General features: G+C 67.4%; 18 protein-coding genes. 11 read left to right on the plus strand and 7 right to left on the minus strand.

Annotated elements, in window-relative coordinates:
- The first annotated feature begins 7 nt into the window (after window positions 1–7).
- The 4 genes from GAA2_RS05875 (at window position 8) to GAA2_RS05890 (ending at window position 4,472) form a co-directional block, all read left to right on the plus strand.
- A complete protein-coding gene (locus tag GAA2_RS05875; protein WP_191834807.1) occupies window positions 8–1,258 on the plus strand; it encodes an acyl-CoA dehydrogenase family protein in 1,251 nt (416 codons plus the stop codon).
- Window positions 1,259–1,306: 48 nt separating this feature from the next.
- Complete coding sequence (locus tag GAA2_RS05880; RefSeq protein ID WP_191834808.1) at window positions 1,307–2,380, plus strand: phosphotransferase family protein; 1,074 nt, start codon at window positions 1,307–1,309, stop codon at window positions 2,378–2,380.
- 43 nt (window positions 2,381–2,423) lie between these two features.
- Complete coding sequence (locus GAA2_RS05885) at window positions 2,424–3,590, plus strand: MFS transporter (RefSeq protein ID WP_248664711.1); 1,167 nt, start codon at window positions 2,424–2,426, stop codon at window positions 3,588–3,590.
- A 213-nt stretch (window positions 3,591–3,803) separates the two neighbouring features.
- A complete protein-coding gene (locus tag GAA2_RS05890) occupies window positions 3,804–4,472 on the plus strand; it encodes a hypothetical protein (protein WP_248664712.1) in 669 nt (222 codons plus the stop codon).
- On the opposite strand, the gene GAA2_RS05895 is transcribed toward GAA2_RS05890, so the two are convergent.
- Complete coding sequence (locus tag GAA2_RS05895; RefSeq protein WP_006360672.1) at window positions 4,469–4,717, minus strand: DUF2530 domain-containing protein; 249 nt, start codon at window positions 4,715–4,717, stop codon at window positions 4,469–4,471. The genes GAA2_RS05890 and GAA2_RS05895 overlap by 4 nt on opposite strands.
- 24 nt (window positions 4,718–4,741) lie before the next feature.
- Here GAA2_RS05895 and GAA2_RS05900 point away from each other — a divergent pair, with 24 nt between their 5' ends.
- Window positions 4,742–6,328 carry an NCS2 family permease gene (locus GAA2_RS05900; protein ID WP_191834810.1) on the plus strand — a complete coding sequence of 529 codons (1,587 nt, stop codon included), beginning with the start codon at window positions 4,742–4,744 and terminating at the stop codon, window positions 6,326–6,328.
- A 97-nt stretch (window positions 6,329–6,425) separates the two neighbouring features.
- The gene (locus tag GAA2_RS05905; protein ID WP_024499905.1) at window positions 6,426–6,890 is read left to right on the plus strand and encodes a MarR family winged helix-turn-helix transcriptional regulator; all 465 of its coding nucleotides are present in this window, start codon (window positions 6,426–6,428) and stop codon (window positions 6,888–6,890) included.
- 44 nt (window positions 6,891–6,934) lie between these two features.
- Here the strand turns inward: GAA2_RS05905 and GAA2_RS05910 are convergent, their stop codons facing one another.
- On the minus strand, window positions 6,935–8,185 hold the full coding sequence (locus GAA2_RS05910) for a GNAT family N-acetyltransferase (protein ID WP_024499906.1): 1,251 nt from the start codon (window positions 8,183–8,185) through the stop codon (window positions 6,935–6,937).
- Between the two features lie 96 nt (window positions 8,186–8,281).
- On the opposite strand from GAA2_RS05910, the gene GAA2_RS05915 reads away from it, so the two are divergent.
- The 3 genes from GAA2_RS05915 (at window position 8,282) to GAA2_RS05925 (ending at window position 11,226) form a co-directional block, all read left to right on the plus strand.
- Window positions 8,282–9,136: a TrmH family RNA methyltransferase gene (locus tag GAA2_RS05915; protein WP_159405852.1), complete on the plus strand. Its 855-nt coding sequence runs from the start codon at window positions 8,282–8,284 to the stop codon at window positions 9,134–9,136.
- Window positions 9,133–9,459 (plus strand): DUF2537 domain-containing protein, encoded by a 327-nt coding sequence (locus tag GAA2_RS05920; RefSeq protein ID WP_006436056.1) that lies wholly within the window; start codon window positions 9,133–9,135, stop codon window positions 9,457–9,459. The genes GAA2_RS05915 and GAA2_RS05920 overlap by 4 nt, the downstream gene beginning before the upstream one ends.
- 159 nt (window positions 9,460–9,618) lie before the next feature.
- Window positions 9,619–11,226, plus strand: coding sequence for a DUF222 domain-containing protein (locus tag GAA2_RS05925; protein WP_006436057.1), 1,608 nt, complete (start codon window positions 9,619–9,621; stop codon window positions 11,224–11,226).
- 65 nt (window positions 11,227–11,291) lie between these two features.
- On the opposite strand, the gene GAA2_RS05930 is transcribed toward GAA2_RS05925, so the two are convergent.
- The 4 genes from GAA2_RS05930 to GAA2_RS05945 form a co-directional block, all read right to left on the minus strand.
- Window positions 11,292–12,065 (minus strand): DUF6928 family protein, encoded by a 774-nt coding sequence (locus GAA2_RS05930; protein WP_191834811.1) that lies wholly within the window; start codon window positions 12,063–12,065, stop codon window positions 11,292–11,294.
- Window positions 12,066–12,068: 3 nt separating this feature from the next.
- Entirely contained in the window at window positions 12,069–13,154 is a 1,086-nt protein-coding gene (sepH, locus tag GAA2_RS05935) for a septation protein SepH (RefSeq protein ID WP_159405854.1), read from the minus strand.
- 235 nt (window positions 13,155–13,389) lie between these two features.
- On the minus strand, window positions 13,390–14,535 hold the full coding sequence (serC, locus tag GAA2_RS05940; RefSeq protein ID WP_006436060.1) for a phosphoserine transaminase: 1,146 nt from the start codon (window positions 14,533–14,535) through the stop codon (window positions 13,390–13,392).
- A 507-nt stretch (window positions 14,536–15,042) separates the two neighbouring features.
- Window positions 15,043–16,170: a citrate synthase 2 gene (locus GAA2_RS05945; protein ID WP_006436061.1), complete on the minus strand. Its 1,128-nt coding sequence runs from the start codon at window positions 16,168–16,170 to the stop codon at window positions 15,043–15,045.
- 164 nt (window positions 16,171–16,334) lie between these two features.
- On the opposite strand from GAA2_RS05945, the gene pdxH reads away from it, so the two are divergent.
- Complete coding sequence (pdxH, locus tag GAA2_RS05950; protein ID WP_394854758.1) at window positions 16,335–17,030, plus strand: pyridoxamine 5'-phosphate oxidase; 696 nt, start codon at window positions 16,335–16,337, stop codon at window positions 17,028–17,030.
- Window positions 17,031–17,123: 93 nt separating this feature from the next.
- On the opposite strand, the gene GAA2_RS05955 is transcribed toward pdxH, so the two are convergent.
- Complete coding sequence (locus GAA2_RS05955; protein ID WP_159405856.1) at window positions 17,124–19,823, minus strand: cation-translocating P-type ATPase; 2,700 nt, start codon at window positions 19,821–19,823, stop codon at window positions 17,124–17,126.
- A gap of 131 nt (window positions 19,824–19,954) precedes the next feature.
- On the opposite strand from GAA2_RS05955, the gene GAA2_RS05960 reads away from it, so the two are divergent.
- Window positions 19,955–21,223, plus strand: coding sequence for an MFS transporter (locus GAA2_RS05960; protein ID WP_159405857.1), 1,269 nt, complete (start codon window positions 19,955–19,957; stop codon window positions 21,221–21,223).
- The last annotated feature ends 23 nt before the right edge of the window (window positions 21,224–21,246 follow it).

The following is a 21,246-nucleotide window of genomic DNA, read 5'->3' on the forward strand; positions in this document are numbered from 1 at the left end:
TCGGGGAATGGATTTCTCTCCGTCACCACGGTCCGCCGACCTCACCGAGCGAGTGCGGGCGTTCGTCACCAACGAGATCGAACCCGTCGAATCCCGGATCCACCAGGACATCAAGGAACGTCGCGAGGGGGACGGCGATCCGTGGACGCCGTCGCCGATCATCGCCGAACTGCAGGCGAAAGCACGTTCCGAGGGTCTGTGGAATCTCTTCCTCCCGGCTGCCCACGCCGGCCGCTACGCCGCCAACTTCGGGACCGACGGGGGAGAGGGCCTGTCCAACGTCGACTACGCCCCGATCGCCGAGGCGATGGGATCGTCGGCGCTGTCGCCGGTCATCTTCAACTGCAACGCCCCCGACACCGGAAACATGGAAGTTCTGCTGCGGTACGGCTCCGAGGAGCAGCGGGAGCGCTGGCTGGAACCGCTGCTGCGGGCCGACATCCGCAGCGCCTTCTGCATGACCGAACCCGCCGTCGCCTCCTCGGATGCCACCAACATGGCCGCGTCGGCTGTTCTCGACGGTGACGATGTGGTCATCAACGGCACCAAGTGGTTCTCCACCGGTGTCGGGCACCCCGACTGCAAGGTCCTGATCTTCATGGGCGTCACCGACGCCGAGGCCGACCGCAAGTCGCGCCACACCATGGTCCTCATCCCGATCGACACGCCCGGCGTCACGATCGACCGGATGCTCACCACCATGGGCTATTTCGACGAGCCGTTCGGCCACGGCGAGGTGTCCTTCACCGACGTCCGGGTCCCGGCGTCGAACATCCTCCTGGGACCGGGTCGCGCCTTCGAGATCGCCCAGGGTCGTCTCGGCCCGGGACGTGTGCATCACTGCATGCGAGCGATCGGCCTGGCCGAACGCGCACTGGAACTCGGTGTCCGCCGGGCACTCTCGCGGGAGGCGTTCGGTAAGCAACTGGCCCGGCTCGGTGGCAACAGCGAACGGATCGCCGACGCCCGCATCGCGATCAACCGCTCACGACTGCTGGTCCACCACGCGGCCTGGCTGCTCGATCAGGGCATGTCGCGGGAGGCGTTGTCCGCGGTCAGCGAGATCAAGGTCGAGGTCCCGAACATGGCCCTGTCCGTCATCGACATGGCCATCCAGCTCCACGGCGGTGCTGGCCTGACCGACGATTTCCCGCTCGCACAGGCCTGGGTCGGTGCACGTTCGCTGCGCCTGGCCGACGGTCCGGATGAGGTGCACCGCAACGTCGTTGCCCGCCTGGAACTCGGTAAGTACCGCTGACCGCGTCCGTCCACAAACATTCACGATCGAGAAGGGTGACTTCCCACGATGGCTGACCAGGTGACCGAGGCGCGCGAGGTGCGGGACGAGGACGCGTTCGACGTCGAGGCGGTGGCCTCGTGGCTGCGGACCGCGGCGCCGGACGTCGAGGGACTCGACGCGGTGCCCGAGGTGCGGCAATTCGCGGGTGGCGCTTCCAATCTCACCTACCTGCTGCGGTACCCGACGCGGGACCTGATCCTGCGCCGGGCCCCGCGCGGTACCAAGGCGCGCGGCGCGCATGACATGCGCCGCGAGTACCGCATCCAGTCCGAACTCTCCGGGGTGATCCGGTACATCGCACCGATGATCGCCTTCTGCGACGACGATTCGGTCCTCGGCGCCGACTTCTACGTCATGGGTCGCATCGACGGCGTCATCCCGCGCAAGGAGTGGCCCGCCGACGTCCCGCTCGACGGCGATCAGGCACGGCAACTCTGCTTCAACTTCATCGACACGCTCGTCGAGGTGCATTCGGTCGACCCGGCGAAGACCGGGCTCGGCGACCTCGGGAAGGGACTCGGCTACGTCCGGCGCCAGGTCGACGGCTGGACCGCCCGGTTCCGCAACGCGCACACCGACGACGTGCCCGATTTCGAGGCGGCGATGGCGTGGCTGGCCGACAACCAGCCCGACGATGTGGCGAACTGCATCATCCACAACGACTTCAAGCTCGACAACGTGGTGCTCGACAAGGATGACCCGACGAAGGTCATCGGCATCCTGGACTGGGAAATGGCCACGCTGGGTGATCCGCTGATGGATGTCGCGGGGTCGATGGCGTACTGGATCCAGGCCGACGATCCCGACGACCTACAGCTCATGCGCCGCGTCCCGACGAACCTGCCGGGGATGATCACGCGTGCGGAGTTCGTCGAACGATACTGCGAGCGTATGGGTTTCGAGATGTCGCCGGAGCGGTGGCGGTGGTACGAGGCGTTCGGACTCTTCCGGGCCGTCGTCATCGCGCAACAGATCTACTACCGCTACTACCACGGGCAGACCACCAACAAGGAGTTCGAACGGCTGGGTTTCGCGGTGGGCATCATCGGCAAACGACTGAACGAGATCGTCGCCGGCTGACCGGCCGGGACGACCCGCCGTAGCGGGCCTCTACAGTGAACTGGTGACGGCCTCGCCGCGTTCGATCGCGCCCCTGTACCTCGCGGGTTTCACCACGGCATTCGGCGCGCACGGCGTCGCGACGGTTCTCGGTTCCGAAAGCGACGACATCGGACTGTCGCTGCTGGGCCTGGGCCTGGTGCTCGCGTTGTACGACCTAGCCGAGGTAGTTCTCAAACCGCTGTTCGGGGCTCTGAGCGATCGCATCGGGGCCAAACCGGTGATCCTCGGCGGGCTGATCGCCTTCGCGGTGGCGTCGTTGATCGGCGTGGCGACCGCGACGCCGCTGGCTCTTGCGCTCGCCCGGCTCGGGCAGGGCGCCGCGGCGTCCGCGTTCTCGCCCGCTTCGTCGGCGGCGGTGGCCCGCCTGGCGGGACGAGAACGATTGGGGCACTACTTCGGTCGGTACGGCGCGTGGAAGAGCGTGGGCTATGTGTTCGGCCCCCTGCTCGGCGTCGGACTCGTGTACCTGGGCGGGATTCGGTCGCTGTACGCGGCACTCGCGGTCCTCGGTCTCGCCGCCGCCGTCTGGGTGGCCGTCGCATTGCCCGCGCCGCCCGTGCTGCCCCGGCAGCGATACACCCTCGCCGACCTGGCCCGTCAGACGACCGAACGCGGCTTCCTCATCCCCACGATGCTGCTCGCGACCACGACCGCGATTCTCGGTGTCGCCGTGGGCTTCCTACCGCTACTGGCCTCGCGCGAGGGTCTGCCGTCGTTCGTCGGCGCGGCGGCGGTCGCGGTTCTCGCCCTGGTGTCCGCCGTCGTCCAGCCGATGGTCGGGCGGTATCGGGACGAAGGCCGGGTGACCATCCGAACCGGAGCCCTGGCCGGGATGGCCGTCGGCGCGGCCGCACTGATACTCGTCGCGTTCGTGCCCCACGCCGCGACATTGCTCGTCGCAGCCGCGGCGATCGGGATGACGGTCGGCGGTGTCACGCCGTTGGCCTTCGCCCACCTCGCCGAGTCGACGCCCGACGAGCGGATGGGTCGCACGATGGGCAACGCCGAACTCGGCCGCGAGGTCGGCGACGCCGGGGGACCGCTGATGGTCGGGGCCATCGCCACCTTCGCGACCCTGCCCATCGCGCTGCTCGCCCTCGCGGTGGTGGCCCTAGGCATCGGGGCAACCGGGCGACAAGCCCTGCGCCCGGTCGACGACCCGGCCTAGGTCCTCTTCGTGAGCTGATCTTGGATGGCCTTCCCGTGGGCGTCGGGTCGGTTGATCAGAGGGTTCCCCGTGGTTGCGCCTCGGGCATCGTGGGTACGGCGCTGTCGGCGCGGCGCCAGCGGACTGTCCATGCGCCGGGTGCCCGTCCCGGATTCGCTCGCGTCGACACCGTGCGCTCTGGTAGTCATATATGAAACCTGATTGGGGGCCTGGGTGAGTGCAGCGACGATCCTGCTGATCGTTCTCGGGGCGTTGGTGGTGCTCGGCGTGCTCGGGCTCATCGCGTTGTTCGTCCTGCATGGGCTGGCCGGCAACCCTGGCCGGTTCGCGGTGCGGGAGCTCGCGCTCGACGAGGTCGACGACTACATCGATCGCCGGGCGTCGTTCGCGATCACCTTGCAGGAGACGACGCCGCTGTCGCGCCGCGAGGTGTGGGAGCGGCTCACCGAGGCCGAGTACCTCTCGAGCCTGCCGTTCCTCACCGGGCCGCGATGGATCACTGCCGAGGCGGGGGCTGTTGCCGTCGGCTTGCGGCGGACGATGTCGGGCACCATCCTGTCGGTCGAGGAGCGGCTCGCCGCGGTCACCGAGCACGAGCAACTCGTCCTGGTGGGCACGGGGATCTCGCTGCCGTTCGCGATCAAGAACTTCGCCGAGCGATTCACCATCACCGACGGCGCACGGCTCGACACCGCCACGGTGACGTGGGAGATCGCCGGGTCGCCGCGGTGGGTCGGCTGGTTGCCGTGGCGGTGGGGTGTGCCGTTCATCCGGCCAGTGCTCGGATTTGTCCTGCGTCACGTCCTCCGGCTCAAGCCGTTCCGGCGTCCGAGCGCAGGGGAGAACCGCAGCGGCGCGTCGGGAATCGCGGACCCGATCTAGTCCAGACCCTCCTGCGCACCGCGGGCGCCTCGGCGGACGCCGGCCCGCTGGACCAGCACGATCGTGGTGCCGAGAAGGCCGACGCCGAGCCCGACGAGACAGATCCGGAGTGCGTTGCCGCCGCCCACATCGTTGACCGCGACGACCACCGTCGCCACCAGCCAGGCCACCATCCCGACCACGATCACCGGCTCGGGAGCACGCAGCACGCGCGGTAGTTCGGGGACGTCGACTGTATCGGCCATGAGACAAAGGGTAGCTTTCCACAGGTGCCCAAAGATGTCCCGAGTGAGGCCCGCGACCTGACACCCGCCGACACCTCGACCGCGGAGGCGACCGAAGCGGCCGACGCAGGTGTTGCCGGCCCGGCAACGGTCGGTACCGGCCCCGCCACCACCGCAGGCCCTGCGTCCACGACGCCCAACGGTCGACTCGACCGTTTCTTCAAGATCTCCGAGCGCGGATCGACGATCAACCGCGAGTTCCGCGGCGGCCTGGTCACGTTCTTCACGATGGCCTACATCGTGGTGCTCAACCCGATCATCATCGGCGGCATCCCCGGCGGCGACAAGAACGCCGACGTGCTCGGCAACGTGCTGCCGCTGGCGCAGGTCGCCGCGGTCACCGCACTGGTAGCGGGCGTGATGTCGATCCTGTTCGGTCTCGTCGCCAACTATCCGTTCGCGATCGCCGCCGGTCTCGGGATCAACAGTCTTCTCGCGGTGTCGATCGCGCCCGAGGTGACGTGGCCGGAGGCGATGGGTCTCGTCGTGGTCGACGGCATCATCATCGTGCTGCTGGCGGTGACGGGATTCCGCACGGCGGTGTTCAACGCGGTGCCGGCCGAGCTCAAGGCGGCCATCGCCGCCGGCATCGGCGCGTTCATCGCGTTCATCGGTTTCGTCGACGCCGGCTTCGTCAGACGCATCCCGGACGCCGCCGGAACCACGGTTCCGGTCCAGCTGGGCAGCGACAACTCGATCGCCACCATCCCGACGCTGATCTTCGCCCTCGGCGTCCTGATCATGGGTGTCCTGGTGGTACGGAAGGTCCCGGGCGGTCTGCTGATCGGGGTCGCGATCACCACCGTCCTGTCGGTCGTGCTCGAGCGCATCTTCGACTACGGCTCCAGCATGGACAACCCGTCGGGCTGGGGCCTCACCGTGCCCGACATCCCCACCGCGCTGGGCGGATTGCCCGACCTCAGCCTCGTCGGAGATGTCGACCTGTTCGGCGCGTTCACCCGCATCGGTGTGCTGGCCGCGTCGGTGTTCGTGTTCGCTCTCGTCCTGTCCAACTTCTTCGATGCGATGGGGACGATGACCGGCCTCGGCAAGGAGGCCGGCCTGGCCGACGAGAAGGGCAACCTCCCCGGCATCGGCCGTGCGCTGGTGGTCGAGGGGACCGGCGCCATCGCCGGCGGTGCCGCGTCGGCGTCGTCGAACACGGTCTTCGTCGAGTCGGCGTCGGGCATCGCCGAAGGTGCCCGCACCGGCCTGGCCAATGTGGTCACCGGCGTGCTGTTCCTGGTCGCGATGTTCCTGACGCCGATCTACGAGGTGATCCCGCTCGAGGCGGTGGCGCCGGCCCTCGTGGTGGTCGGTGCGATGATGATCGGCCAGCTGACGGCCGTCGACTTCCGTCGCTTCGACTTCGCGTTGCCGGCCTTCCTGACCGTCGTGTCGATGCCGTTCACGTACTCGATCGCCAACGGCATCGGGATCGGCTTCATCAGCTGGGTGGTCATGGCCACCGCGGCCGGCAAGGCCCGCACGGTTCATCCGCTGCTGTGGCTGGTGGCCGCGGTCTTCGTCGCCTACTTCGCGCGTGGACCGATCTCCGACCTCATCAGCTAACGCCTGTAGTCAAATTTTGCGACCGGTTTGTCATCCACCCGGGTCAATTTGCTTTGCTTAGAGATCTGGAGGTCGTTAGCTGTCCTACTCTGGGGTAATGCATTCACCGTATGGTTACGGAAGTCTATCCGGCGACCTGTCCCTCGCCGTCGTACGTCTCGCGCGACGCCTGAGGGGGCGGCGCGAGAACAAGCTGGTCTCGCTGACGCAGCTCTCCGCCCTCTACACGCTCCATCACGAAGGTCCGATGACCCCTGGTGCCCTCGCCGCGGCTGAGCGGGTGCGCCCGCCGTCGATGACGAGGGTGATCGCGTCGCTGTCGGATCTGGGCATGATCAAGCGCGAACCTCATCCGACTGACGGGCGTCAGGCCATCGTGACGCTCTCGCAGGACGGGGTGGAGGTCATCAAGGAAGAGCTGGCGGCCCGCGAGGCCTGGCTGAGCGACCGGCTGCGCGAACTGTCGCCGGACGAACGGGACGCCCTGCGCGAGGGTGTGATCATCTTCAACAAGATCCTCGGTAAGCCGGACACCGACGTGCCGCACACCCGGGCGGTCTGACGCGGTCATTGCCCGCTCCAGAATGAGTCCCGGAGCTTGCGGGGTCAGAAGAACGTGCCGGAGAACGGTGCCCGATCGGTGGTGAAGGCCTGGTCCAGAGCTCGAAGCGTTGTCGGGGAGTCGACGCTGAGCCGGCCGGCCGCCGCGAAGGCCGACGGTCGTATGCCGCCGAGGTAGATGCTCGACAGCACCGAGGTGTCCATTTTCACTGTGGGCGTTGCGGTTTCGGCCGCCGGTGCGACGATCGCGTCGCCGCCGCGCGCGGACACCGTGAAAACCCCTCCGTGACCACGGAACTCGTCGGTGACCTCGATGACGGCATCGAGGTCGGCGGCGTACTTCCGCGATCCCAACGCGGCCGGGATGTCGAGGATGCGTAGCCACATCTCGTCGCGCAGGCCGGTGATCGACACATCTCGCGCGTTGATCAGCTTGTGCCGCAACGGGTCGTCGACCGGGATGGTGGCGGTCAGTGACGGGATCAGGTCGAGGTTGGTCAGTACCCGCCACAGGTCGGAGTGGGCGTCGTCGGTGACCGCGAAGACCTCGTTCACCTCGCCCCGCACGCCACCGTTCTCGTTCTTGTAGATGCGGTAACTGGCGTAGCCGTCGTCGTGCAGCAGGTAATGCAGTCCGCTCGCGGGCAGCGGACGCTCCGACGGCCGGTCGGCGAGGATCGGTGCCCACCAGGCGGGGGTCCGGGTGAGCGCGCCGGGGGTGGTGAGCGTCCAGCGTGCATGGAGATCGGGTACGGCAGCGGCGATCTCGTCGACGTCGGCGAAGCGCACGGTCGCGTCCTTCGGCTGATCGCCGCGCATCGGTGCATGCCCGGGCGTGATGGACACGGTGTTGGAGAAGCACGCCGGACCGAACCCGAAGCGTTCGTAGATGGTGCCCTCACTCGCGGTCAGGATCGCGAACGTGTAGTTCTCGGCCTCCCACTGCCCGAACATCTCGGTCAGCATCGTGCGCAGGATTCCACGACGACGATGCGTCGACGCCACGGACACCCACGACAGTCCGGCGGCGTCGGCCACACCGGCGCCGGGTAACGACATCGACATCCGGTAGAACATCGACACCCCGACGAGCGGCTTCGACGGGAGGCCGGTGTCGCGCACCAGGACGATGTCGTCGTCGGCGACCTTGCCGCGAAGGTCGGCGCGCTCGTCGTCGGGCAGTGGATTGCGCATGGCGAACGCACGGGCATCGGTGGTGATGATGTCGTCCCAGTCGGCGTCGGTGGCGCGCTGGAGGGACAGACGTGACGTCGGGGTCGAGACGCTGTTGGTCACGGGCTCAACATTTCCACATCGGCGAGGCCGGGGTACTCATCGGGTGTTCGAACGGGTGTCGCAGGTCACGTACGGCCCGGGTGGCACACTGTTCCGGTGCCCGGGCTCGCAGTGGAAGTGATCGACATCGACGACCCGCAGGATCCCCGGGTCGAGGACTTCCGTGACCTCAACTCGGTGGACCGCCGACCCGACCTCCCGGTTCTGCCCGGCGGACGCCCCGGACGCGGTCTGGTCATCGCCGAAGGCGTGCTCGTCGCGCAGCGCATGATCGCCTCGAGGTTCTCCGCCCACGCCTTTCTCGGCGTCGACAAGCGTCTGAAGGAACTCGACGACGATCTGCGCGACCCGTCGCTGTCGGGTGTCCCGTTCTTCCGGGCCTCGGCCGAGGTGATGGCGGAGATCGTCGGCTTCCACCTCAACCGCGGCGTCCTCGCCGTCTCGCGACGCCCCGAGGTGCTCTCGGTGCCGGACATCGTCGAGACCGCGCGCACCGTGGCGATCCTCGAAGGCGTCAACGATCACGAGAACATCGGCTCGATCTTCCGCAACGCCGCCGGCCTCGGCGTCGACGCCGTCCTGTTCGGTCAGGGCTGCGCCGACCCGTTGTACCGGCGTTGCGTTCGCGTCTCGATGGGTCATGCCCTGCTGGTGCCGTTCGCCAAGTTCGACGAGTGGCCCCGTGGTCTCGACGAACTGCGTTCCCGCGACTTCCGTCTCGTCTCGATGACCCCGGACCCCGACGCGGTGACGCTCGCCGAGGCGGTCGACGCCGAGAAGATCGGATTCCTGGTGGGCGCCGAAGGGCCCGGCCTCACCGCGTCGGCGATGGCGTCGACGGATGTGAAGGCCCGCATCCCGATGAGTCGCGGAACCGACTCGCTCAACGTTGCGACAGCCGCGGCCGTCGCGTTCTACGAGCGTGTCCGGTCGGGCACGATGGGGGAGTGAACACTCCCGAACCGTTCGATCGGAATGGCGAGCCCACTCCGTGGGTGGGGCACACCGAGCCCACGCCCTGGGCGCTCGGCATCGGCGTATCCGCCGTCTGCGCACTCTTCGGGGCGTTCGTGCTCGTCGGGATCTACGAACTGATCGGCGGCATCCTGAAGTTCCTCGGCATCGCCGCGGTGCTCGTCGTCGCCGGTGGCCTCGGCTGGACCCTCTGGGAGTTCCGCTACCGCCTCGTATGGCGCTGGATCGTCTGGGGCCTGCTCATCGGCTTCCTGGCCGGGGTGACGTCGTCGATCGCGTTGCTGATCATGGGTCGTTAGCTCTGCCACCGCGCGGACAACATCTGGCCCAAGCCTCACCTACCAGACACCACCGACAGGGCCGAGCCGATGAGTGGACGTCAAGATTCGGTGCGGACCAGCGCATTCCCGTGTACAGTCGAACATGTATTCGATCAGTGTTCTCCGGGGGTGACCGTCTTGGCAGACAGCGCACGGCCCGCCGCCGCGGTCCCGCCTTCCGGAGCTGCCGCGCTCGTCGATCAAATCCATTCGCTCATCGACCAGTTGCAGACGGTGAACCTGACGCAGTGTTCGGATGCCGAACTCGTCGATCTCGCCGCCGAGACCGAAAGGGCCATGGCGCGACTGAGTTTTGCCGGGGACCGTCAGGTCGTCGAAGCCACCGAACGTGACCTACCGCGTAAGACCGGTCATCGCAGTGTCATCCAGTTCATGACCCATCGCCTCCGGATCGCCGAACCCATGCGTCGCCGCGACCAGATGTCGGCCACCGCAACCTTTTCCAGCCCGACCGGTGAACCGCTCCCACCCCAGCACCCCACCCTGGCCGAGGCCTTTGCCGACGGGCATGTCGGCCCCGCCCATGTTCGTGCGGTCATCGATGTCCTCGACCAGATTCCGCACGCCGTCGACCACGACGTGAAGATCGCCGCCGAAGTTCAGATGACCGAGATCGCCGTCGACCACACGCCGGCCGACATCACCGCCCTGGGATCCCGACTGCTGGCCCACCTCGACCCCGACGGCACCCTCACCGACGATTCGGATCGCCAGCGCCGCCGGAATCTGTGGGTCGACCGGCAGCGTGCCGACGGCACGGCCAAACTCACCGGCACCCTGACACCCGAACTGCTTGCCCGGGTCACCATGCTGCTCGCCGTCTGGGCCAAACCCGGCATGAACAACCCCGACGACCCTGAATCACCCCATGGCTCGATCGACGACGCCGACCCCGACGTGGTCGCCGCAGCCGCCGAGCGGGATGACCGCACCCCGGCCCAGCTCAACCACGACGCCTTCAACGCACTGCTGAAAGCTGTGTTCGAGGACGGTCTACTGGGTAAGAGCCACCGCGGACTACCCGTGCAGATGATCTTCAAGGCCGATCTGAACGATCTGATCCGTGAAGCCGGCTTCGCCACCACCGCGACCGGCACCCTGATCCCGATCAAAGATCTCGTCAACCTGGCCGCCGACGCCCAACCATGGCTGGCGGTGTTCAAGGACGCCACCGCCGTCCCGCTCTACTTCGGACGCGGCAAGCGCCTGGCCACCCGCGAACAGCGCCTGGTGTCCTTCGCCCGCCCCGACGGCGAAAACTGCTCCACACCCGACTGCGACCTCTCCGCCGCACACGTGGAAATGCATCACGCCCAACTCGATTGGGGCCTCGGCGGACTCACCGACATCACCGACCTCGCACCCGCATGTCCGAAACACAACCGCATGGTCGGAGAGCAACCCGGCCAGTACACCACCCGGATGGTCCGTGAAGGATCCGATGAAGGCCGCTGCGTCTGGCGGCTCAACGCCGAGCCCGGGGCACCACCCAACCCCGAACGCATCAACCGGCGACCCGACATACCCCGCCGGTTCATCGAACACCTCCAACAGGTACGTAACGAGATCCACGGACCCGCAACGGCGTCCGGCGATGAAGCACGCCTTGTGGTGCGCAGAGTCATCGACCACCGGCCACGGGTCGTCCCGCCGAGCCGCGAACTGCGCGCGGATCCCCGGTCGCTCATCGAAACACACCTCGCCGAACTACTCAGCCGCCTCTGACCTGAGCCCAGATCCCCGAAGTCGAGACACTCGAAGTCATCCACGGGCTCGGGCACGAGGAGCGGTCAGAAGCCGAAATACTCCCGGATGCTTCCGCGCTTGCGCGGACGGCCCTCTGGCGGTGCGGCGCGTTCCCCGGCGTGGGCGGCGGTGGCTCGGCGATAGTTCTCGAAATCGGCGGCGGTCGGCTCGTACTCCGCCGGGTGGAGCGCGAAGCCGGTGACGGTGATGTCGGCCGGGTCGAGGTCGGTCGGGGCGAGCGGATGGGTGTAGCGGAATCCGAGCCAGGACCGGTTGGCCTCCTCGGCGAGCTGGGCCGGATGGAATGGCAGCGCCATCCCCTGGTTGGGGACACCTTCGGCGTAGGAGAGCGGGTATTCGCCTCCCCAGAACGGCTTCTCGAAGGTGAACGGGAGTCCGTGGTCCTCATGGATCGTCACCGGGTCGGCGGAGAACGAGCGTCGGAGTGACCCCGATTCCCAGCGCGCGAACGCCCCGAACGACGTGTCGGGTTCGGTGTAGAGCAGCGTCGTCACCGCGCTCGGGCGGATCGCGGCCAGCGTCCGGGTCAGCGTCGAGGGGACGGCCGTCTCGAACAGCGAGCATGAGATGACCGCGAGCGAACCGTAGAACCCCGCGTAGACGTGGTGATCCTTCGCGGCGGCTGCGGTCGCCAGGTCGGTGTCGACGAGCGGGACGAGAACGCTGTCGCCGTAGATCTTCGACGCGAGTTGCTGGGCGTGCTGATGATCGTGCCGCGGTGCGCGCACGACGCTGCGTAGGTCGTCGGCCGGGTCGGAAGAGTCGATGAACCAGACGGTGGCCGCGCGTGCCGACATATGTCAGCTGTTCCCGTTGCTGCGTACGCCGAGCAGGACGTCCTCCCACGCGGGCACGGCGGGCTTGCGTGGCTTCTTCTTGCGCGGACGTTCGGCGTGAGCGGGTCCGGGCTCGCGTGTCGCAGGGCCCTCCGGCGAGTCGGTGTCGTGGTCGGTCGCCGACGCGGTGTCCGCTTCGGCATCGGTGCTGTCGCGCCCGGGTGTGTCCGCCGGGGATGACGCCGAAGCGGCGTCCGGTTCCATGGTTGTGGTCTTGACAGGCGCCTGCGCAACGGGGGCGGCGATCGGGGTGACCGGTGCCGGGGGCGCGTGGGCGGTGGTCTCCTCGTCGAACCCGAAATCGAGAGGAACGGTGCCGTTGTCCTCCCGCACCGCACGACGTTCCTGGCGCGCGCGCTGGGCACCGATCAGCGAGTTGGCGTCGAGCGTGACTTCTTCACGCCCGTCCGATGTGGTCTCGACGGCGATCTCCGGAGTGGCGACCGGCATGAGTCGACGCCGCGGTGCGATGGTCTCGGGGTGTGTCAGCTCGTCGGCGAGATCGTCGAGCGGATCGACGGTGCCGCCGTGCGTGCCGGGCTGATAACGCCAGTGCGCGAGGTTGTCGGTGCGTCCGACGCTCCACGCGACCTGCACGACCCAGTAGCCGCTGTCGTCCTTCCAGGCGTCCCAGTCGGCGTCGGCCGGGTTGTGGCCGTATGCGACGAGCCCCTCCGCCACGGATTCGGCAAGGGTCGCAACCGCCGGCCCGTCGTGCCGGATCGGGTGAGCTGCGCCGGCGAGCTCGGTGGCGCGGGAGCGTTCGAGCAGTACCGGGTGGGCGAAACGTTCGATCTTGTCGACACCCACCCCGGCCGCGGCGGCGACCTCGGCGACGGACGCACCCGCGCGGATTCGTGCCTGGATCTCTCGTGGCCTCAATGCACTTTCCATCTCGATCTCGATCTGTCCCAGCCTGGTGATGTCGCCGCGGGCCGCGGCGCGAAGGCGTTCATCGGAGGCGATCCGGAATTTCTCACCCGATTGAGGGTCTTGGCAGATGACGTGGGAACCGTCGGTTTCCACTCCGACGACGCGGAGCTCACGCATCTGCTCCTCCTCCGGTGGGTGCACGCATTGGGGCCACATTAACTCACCGATCTGCCGATTCACTGTGGGACACGCGGTAAAACCGCAGTTCAGAACGCGTGGGGTCCGTGCGACACCAGCGATGGGTGCGTCGTATGTGGTCTGTGTTGTCCAGGCTACCCGCTGGCCTGAACGCCACCGGCGCGTCGACCCGAAGGTACGGACGCGCCGGTGACGGTGTAGGTCTTCGCCGTGCTCAGAGACGCTCGACGATGTAATCGATGCACTTGGTGAGCTTGGTGACGTCCTCGGGCTCGATGGCCGGGAACATACCGATACGCAGCTGGTTGCGTCCCAGCTTGCGGTAGGGCTCGGTGTCGACGACACCGTTGGCGCGCAGGGTCTTGGCGATCGCGGCGGCGTCGACGTCATCGTTGAAGTCGATGGTGCCGACGACCTGGCTGCGGTTGGCGGGCTCGGCGACGAACGGCGTCGCGAACTCACTGGCCTCGGCCCACTGGTAGAGACGCGAGCTGGAGTCGGCGGTGCGCGAGACACACCAGTCGAGGCCGCCGTTGTTGTTCATCCACTCGATCTGGTTGGCGAACAGGAGCAGCGAGCCGACGGCCGGGGTGTTGTAGGTCTGATTCTTGCTGCTGTTGTCGACGGCGGTCGGCAGCGACAGGAACTCCGGGCACCAGCGATCGGTCTCGGCGATCTTCGCGATGCGGGCGAGTGCACGCGGGCTCATCAGTGCCACCCACAGGCCGCCGTCGGAGGCGAAGCACTTCTGCGGTGCGAAGTAGTAGACGTCCGCGTCGGCGATGTTCACGGGGAGACCGCCGGCGCCGGAGGTGGCGTCGATGGCGATGAGCGCGTCGTCGGACTCTGCAGGTCGCAGGACCGGCACGGCGACACCGGTCGAGGTCTCGTTGTGGGCCCAGCCGATGAGGTCGACGCCGCCGAAGTCGTCGGCGGTCAGTGCGGCCGGGTCGGGGGCGGTGCCGGGGTCGGTGGAGATGACCGCGGGCGAGTCCAGGAACGGCGCCTTCTTGGCGACGGTCGCGAACTTCGACGAGAATTCGCCGTAGGTGAGATGCAGCGAGCGCTGCTTGATCAGACCGAAGGCGGCGGCGTCCCAGAAGGCGGTGGTGCCACCGTTGGAGATGACGACCTCGTAGCCCTCCGGCAGCGAGAACAGATCGGCCAGACCCTCACGGATCGAGCCGACCACGTTCTTGACCGGTGCCTGGCGGTGACTGGTGCCGAACACCGAAGCGCCGGTGTCGACGAGGGACTGCAACTGCTCGGGGCGTACCTTCGACGGTCCGCAACCGAAGCGGCCGTCCGACGGCAGCAGGTCGGCGGGCAGGGTGATGGGTGCGGTTGCGGTATCGCTCATGGGCTCGATTCTAGGGTTGTGGCGGACACCACCTTCTTGGCGCCTCGGCTTTTTCCGTTCCGACCGCGCGCAGAATCGCCATTTTCGGGCAGAAGCGCTATGCATACGCTCGAGTCGACCGTGGACCGTCGCCAGCTCGGGGTGCCGGTCACGTTCAAGTACCGCAACGGCGGACACAACTGGTACGCCTGGTGCCGAGACGGATGCGAATGCGCGCGAGGTCGAGCGGGCGCTCGAATCGAGTCAGCCGGTCGCCGGTCACCAGCCATCGACCTGGCGTCTGCCGTGGGGCCCGCGCTGACCGTCTGAGCTTTCCGCATAATCCCACCTCTGGCCAGAGTCGTCGGCTCTGGCGAGGTCTGAGGAAGGCTTGGAAATCCCTGCTCGCCGAACAGCTTCGGTGTCAGGGTTGCGATCCGATTGACCCGTCGGGCAGCGTTGCAGTGAAACTGAACTCTCTGTGGCCGGCGATTCTGCGGCCAGGTGAAGATCTCGCGGTGGTGTGGTCTACAGCCCGGGCTTGACCACGTCGCCCCACCCCTCGACGTCTTCGGGGCGTCGCGGGGCGGGACCGGTGTAGATGGCGGCGGGACGGACCAGCTTGCCCAGACGCTTCTGCTCCAGGATGTGGGCGCACCAGCCGGCGGTGCGGCCGCAGGTGAACATCGCGGGCATCATGTGCGTCGGAACCTCGGCGAAGTCGAGGATGACCGCGGCCCAGAACTCGACATTCGTCTCGATCGCCCGGTCGGGGCGTCGTTCGCGAAGCTCGGTGAGAGCAGCCTGCTCGAGCGCGGCGGCGACCTCGAAACGCGGGACCCCGAGTTCTTGGGCGGTGCGTCGGAGCACGCGGGCGCGCGGATCCTCGGCGCGGTACACGCGGTGCCCGAAGCCCATCAGCTTCTCCTTGCGGTCGAGGATGCCCTTCACCAATCCTCGTGCGTCACCGGTCTTCTCGACCTCTTCGATCATCGGCAGCACGCGGGCCGGCGCGCCGCCGTGCAGGGGTCCGGACATGGCACCGATGGCACCCGACAGCGACGCCGCGACGTCGGCGCCGGTGGAGGCGATCACGCGTGCGGTGAACGTCGACGCATTCATGCCGTGCTCGGCCGCGCTCACCCAGTAGGCGTCGATGGCGGCCACGTGCTTGGGGTCGGGATCGCCCTTCCAACGGGTCATGAACCGTTCGGTCACGGTCGAGCATTCGTCGATGACGTGCTGCGGGACGGCGGGCTGATGGATGCCGCGGGCCGACTGCGCGACATACGACAACGCCATCACCGAGGCGCGTGCGAGATTTTCCCGCGCGGTGGCGTCGTCGATGTCGAGGAGCGGTTCGTAACCCCAGATCGGGGCCAGCATGGCGAGCGCCGCCTGGACGTCGACGCGCACGTCGCCGGTGTGGATGGGTAGCGGAAACGGCTCGGCCGGCGGCAGTCCGTCGCCGAACTTTCCGTCGACGAGAAGGGCCCAGACGTCGGCGAAGGTCACCTTGTTCTCGACGAGATCCTCGATGTCGACGCCGCGATAGCGCAGGTTGCCGCCGTTCTTGTCGGGCTCCGCGATATCGGTGGTGAACGCCACCACGCCTTCGAGACCTGGAACGAAATCGTCGGGAACCGCGTTGGCCATGACAACCACCTCACTGAGACAACTGTGTCCTGAAATCGCATGCGTCGATCAGATCGAACTGTAGATCAGCACCACCCTCCGCGTGTACCAGGGAGTAACTGAGTTGTCGGAGTAAATTCAGCCGAGTGTTGGAGAAACCGCTCGAATCGATCGATCTGCCGAACATGCGCGTCGGCTACGGCGGGGGTATTCCGCCCAACATCGGCGAGGGCGATCGTGCGGCCGGCGCCGACGGCATCCGTGAGAACCTCGACCCGAGCTGGCTCCGCGGCGACCCGCCGTGGCTCGACCTGTTCAGTGTCTGGCTGAAAGAAGCGCTCGACGCCCGGATCGCGGAACCGAATGCGATGGTCCTCGGCACCGTCGACGCCGACGGCCGGCCGTCGACCCGGACCGTGCTGTGCAAGGGCGTCGACGCCAACGGCGTAGTGTTCTTCTCCGGCTACGAGTCGGACAAGGGCCAGCACATGGCCGCGAATCCCCATGCATCGGTGACCTTCCCGTGGATCGCCCTGGAGCGCCAGGTCCATTTCCGCGGGCCGGTCGAACACCTCAGTACCGAAGAGACGCAGGCCTATTGGGAGATCCGACCGCGGGGATCACAGTTGTCGGCCGCCGCGTCGGAACAGTCCCGGCCGATCGGCAGCCGCCTCGAACTCGAGCAGAAGGCCGCCGAGTTGGCCGAGCAGTACGGCGGGTTCGACGCCGGCGACGAGATCCCCGTCCCGTCGAACTGGGGCGGCTACCGCATCGTTCCGGTGGAGGTCGAGTTCTGGCAGGGGCGGGCGAACCGCCTGCACAACCGGGTGCGCCTCACCCACGTCGACCACGAATGGCGCGTCGAGCGGCTGCAGCCCTGAACCTGCGACCCGGCGGATCCGCCGGGTCCGACACCGGCGCAACCTCCCGATCGTGCGTCCACCGCAGGGCGTCCGGTGTCTCGGCGGTCCGTATCAGAAGCGCCACACTGCGCGGACCACTGCCTTGCGGATCTCCTCGACCACCAGAACCGACGACGCGACGACAACGGCGTAGAGCCACTCGGTGGCGGTGAGGGAGGTGGTGTCGAACAGGTCCTGGAGGAAGCCCACGTTGACGACCGCCACGTGCAGCACGATCACCGCCACCAGGGAGATCCAGATCGCTTGATTGGTCAGGGTCTGCAGGGAGAACACCGACCCACGATCCGAACGCACGTTGAGCAGGTTGAACACCTGGTAGAAGACGAAGGTCGTGAAACCCAGCGTGCCCGCGAAGAGCGGGTCGCGGGCGCTGCCGGGGAAGATGTCGTCGGCGAACACCAGGGTCAGGATGGTGCCGACGGTCATGACGATGGCGAGTGTGAGGATGCGGAGCACGCGATTACGGCTGAGCAGTCGTTCGCCGGGCGATCTCGGCTTCTGCTTCATCGTGCCGGGCTCGGTGGCGTCGACACCGAGTGCGAGCGCCGGAGGGCCGTCCATGATGATGTTGACCCACAGGATCTGCAGCGCGGTGAACGGTGCGCCCCCGGCGATTCCCGTGATACCCGCGGTGAGGAAGATGAGGACGAAGCCCCACGCCGTGGTGAGCTGGAACTTCACGAACTTGACGATGTTGGCGTAGATTCCGCGACCGTCGCGCACCGCGGAGACGATGGTCGCGAAGTTGTCGTCGGTGAGGATCATCTTCGCTGCACCCTTGGAGACGTCGGTGCCGGTGATACCCATGGCGATGCCGATGTCGGCCTGCTTGAGGGCGGGTGCGTCGTTGACGCCGTCGCCGGTCATCGCGACCACCTCGCCATTCGCCTGCAAAGCCTCGACATAACGGATCTTGTGTTCCGGTGCCACCCGGGCGAGAACCCCGAAATGGGCTGCGCGTGCTCGCAACTCGTCGTCGCTGATGTCGTCGATGGTGCCGCCGGAGAGCGGTTCGCCCTCGATGCCGAGGTCGGTGGCGATCGCCGACGCGGTGGTGAGGTGATCGCCGGTGATCATGTGAACGCCGATCCCGGCCTCGTGGGCGGTCGCGATGGCTTCGCGTGCTTCCGGTCGAGGAGGGTCGAGGATGCCGACCACCGCGTATATCGCGAGGTTGTCGACGGCGTCGAAAAGCGAGGACTCGTCGGGTAGTTCGGCCAACGTGGTCCCGGCGATCATGAGGGTGCGCAGCCCTTCGTGGGCGAGCTCGTCGACAGCCGTCGCGATCAGGTCGCGATCTTCGTCGGTGATCGCGCGGTCGCCCTCGGAGGTACGCACCATCGTCGCCCGACTCATCAACACACCCGAGGCGCCCTTGGCATAGCACCGGTACGGGCCGGTGCCCGGCAGGCTGCTCTCGTGGTAGGTCGCCATGAACTTGTAGTCGGAGTCGAACGGCACCTCGGCGAGACGCGGATGATTCGCCCGGGCGCCGACCACATCTATGCCGCCCTTCTCGGCGAGCACGACCAGCGCACCCTCGGTCGGGTCACCCACCAGCACACCGTCGTCGACCGACGCATCGTTGCACAGCGACATCGCCAGGAGGGCCCGGCGGAAATCGGGAAGTGCATCCTCGCTGTCGGAGAGGATCTTGCCGTCGGGCGAGTAGCCGCCGCCGGTCACCCGGTAGATGTGACCGGCCACGACCAGCTTTCGGACGGTCATCTCGTTGAGGGTCAGCGTTCCTGTCTTGTCGGTTGCGATATGGGTTGTACTGCCCAGGGTCTCGACGGCCGCCAGTTGTTTGATGATCGCTCCGCGCTTGGCCAGCCGCGACGCGCCGAGGGCGAGCGTGAATGCGACGACTGCGGTCAATCCCTCCGGGATGGTCGCCACCGCCAGCGATACGGCGGTCAACAGCAGGTCCGACCACGACTCCCCGCGAAGCAGACCGAGGAGGAAGACAATGCTCACCACGACGATCGCGATGACGGTCAGCAGCGTCGCAAGCTGGTCGATTCGTCGCTGCAAGGGAGTCTTGTCGACGCCGGCCGTGCCCAGAAGCGAAGCAATGGTGCCGATCTCGGTCGACATGCCGGTTCCGGTCACCACCATCGTCGCCCGGCCGCGGGTGACCTCGGTGTTCATGAATGCCATGTTGGTTCGGTCGCCGATCGGAAGGTTCGGATCGGCGAGGGGATCGGCGGTCTTGGTGACCGGCTGCGATTCCCCGGTCAGAGCCGACTCCGCGATCTGCAGCCGGGCCGCCTGCACGATCCGGCCATCGGCCGGGACGGCGTCGCCGGCCTCGAGCAGGACGATGTCGCCGGGCACGAGCTCGGTGCGTTCGACGTACCGCTCCTGACCGTCTCGTCGAACCCGTGACGAGTCCACCGACATGCTCCGCAGCGCGCGCAGACTCTCTTCGGCTCGCGACTCCTGAACGTAATTGATCACGGTGTTGAACGTGATCACCGCGAGGATCACCACCGGCGTCTCCCACTCGCGCGACACCCCGGCGCTGACGGCTGCCGCCGCCACGAGCACCAACGTCATCTTGTCCGCGAGCAGACGCAGCACCTTGCGCCAGGCCGGTTCGCGGGCTTCCTTGCGCAAGCGGTTCTCGCCGTATTCGGAGCGACGTTCGGCGACCTCGGCGTCGGTGAGCCCGACCGTGATGTCGGTTGCCAATCCGTCGGCGAGAGCCTCCGCCGTCCACGTGTGGGGGTGTTCGGTGGTCGTCGTCATGCGGACTTTCCCGGGTCACTCGGCCCCGTGAGCGGGGGCGCGGTCATGGACAGGTGCTGACACCTCGACAGTAATGGGCGTCCGGGCCGGCGTCGGTCTACTCGTGTGCGGGCGGTCCTAGGATGGCGAGAATGCGCCGCCACCTCGCCGATACGACGCCGCTGCGCACTCTCGCTTTCCGGCGCCTGTGGCTCGCGAACATCGTCACCGTCGTCGGAGCCCAGCTCACGATCGTCGCGGTGCCCGCACAGATCTACGAGGTCACCGGCAGCTCCGCCTACGTCGGCCTGACCGGCGTGTTCGGATTGGTCCCGCTGGTGGTGTTCGGGCTGTGGGGCGGTGCACTCGCCGACGTCGTCGACCGTCGAACACTGCTGATCACCACCACCGTCGGTCTCATCGTGTGCAGTGCGCTGTTCTGGGTGCAGGCTGCAGCCGGCGGCGGCAACGTGTGGATCCTGTTGGTGCTGTTCGCCGTTCAACAGGCGTTCCTCGCGGTCAACCAGCCGACGCGGACGGCGGTGCTGCCACGACTGCTCGACGCCAAGGATCTCCCGGCGGCGTTGTCGCTGAACATGACGGTCATGCAGGCGGGTGCCATCGCCGGCCCGCTCGTCGGTGGAGCGCTGATCCCGATCCTGGGCTACTCGTGGCTCTACTTCGTCGACACCCTGTTCCTGTTGCCGACGCTGATCGCGGTCGTCATGTTGCCGTCGCTGCGTCCGGAGAGCGACGCGGCGCCCAAGGTCGCCGGGCTGCGCTCGGTGATCGAAGGGCTCCGGTACCTGACCGGCCACAAGATCCTGATGGCGTCGTTTCTCGTCGACCTCATCGCCATGATCTTCGGCATGCCCAGGGCGCTGTTCCCGCAGATGGCACACGAGAACTTCGGCGGACCGGAGGGCGGCGGCATGGCGTTCGCCCTGTTGTTCACGGCGATCTCCGCGGGGGCAGTGGTCGGCGGTATCTTCTCGGGCTGGGTCGCGCGCGTCGAACGGCAGGGCCTGGCCGTGATCGTCTGCATCATCATCTGGGGTCTGGCGATCACCGGAACCGGCATCGCGGTGTCCTTCGCCGACGGCACGGCGATGCCGATGCTCGTCGTCGCGGTGGTGCTGCTGATGATCGGCGGTGCCGCCGACATGGCGTCGGCCGCCTTCCGTCAGACGATCCTGCTGGCGGCGGCCAACGACGAGGTCCGCGGGCGCCTGCAGGGCGTGTTCATCGTGGTGGTCGCGGGTGGCCCCCGGATCGGCGACGTGGCGCACGGCACCGCGGCCGCATCGATCGGGGTCGCGGCTGCCACGGCCTTCGGCGGTGTCGCCGTGGTGATCGCGACAATCATTGCGGCCCTCTTGATCCCGGCTTTCGTGCAGTACCGGGCCGGTCAGCGGACCTGAGCCGTTCGACGCCTGGCCAGCGG

The organism is Gordonia ajococcus (assembly GCF_012974285.1).
Classification (GTDB): Bacteria; Actinomycetota; Actinomycetes; order Mycobacteriales; family Mycobacteriaceae; genus Gordonia; species Gordonia amicalis.

Excerpts from the sequence above, each read along its gene's own strand:
- GAA2_RS05875 (WP_191834807.1), top strand. The coding sequence starts at position 8 with ATGGATTTCTCTCCGTCACCACGGTCCGCCGACCTCACCGAGCGAGTG.
- GAA2_RS05880 (WP_191834808.1), top strand. The coding sequence starts at position 1,307 with ATGGCTGACCAGGTGACCGAGGCGCGCGAGGTGCGGGACGAGGACGCG.
- GAA2_RS05895 (WP_006360672.1), bottom strand. The coding sequence starts at position 4,717 with ATGGCCGATACAGTCGACGTCCCCGAACTACCGCGCGTGCTGCGTGCT.
- GAA2_RS05905 (WP_024499905.1), top strand. The coding sequence starts at position 6,426 with ATGCATTCACCGTATGGTTACGGAAGTCTATCCGGCGACCTGTCCCTC.
- GAA2_RS05930 (WP_191834811.1), bottom strand. The coding sequence starts at position 12,065 with ATGTCGGCACGCGCGGCCACCGTCTGGTTCATCGACTCTTCCGACCCG.
- sepH (WP_159405854.1), bottom strand. The coding sequence starts at position 13,154 with ATGCGTGAGCTCCGCGTCGTCGGAGTGGAAACCGACGGTTCCCACGTC.
- serC (WP_006436060.1), bottom strand. The coding sequence starts at position 14,535 with ATGAGCGATACCGCAACCGCACCCATCACCCTGCCCGCCGACCTGCTG.
- GAA2_RS05945 (WP_006436061.1), bottom strand. The coding sequence starts at position 16,170 with ATGGCCAACGCGGTTCCCGACGATTTCGTTCCAGGTCTCGAAGGCGTG.
- pdxH (WP_394854758.1), top strand. The coding sequence starts at position 16,335 with ATGCGCGTCGGCTACGGCGGGGGTATTCCGCCCAACATCGGCGAGGGC.
- GAA2_RS05955 (WP_159405856.1), bottom strand. The coding sequence starts at position 19,823 with ATGACGACGACCACCGAACACCCCCACACGTGGACGGCGGAGGCTCTC.
- GAA2_RS05960 (WP_159405857.1), top strand. The coding sequence starts at position 19,955 with ATGCGCCGCCACCTCGCCGATACGACGCCGCTGCGCACTCTCGCTTTC.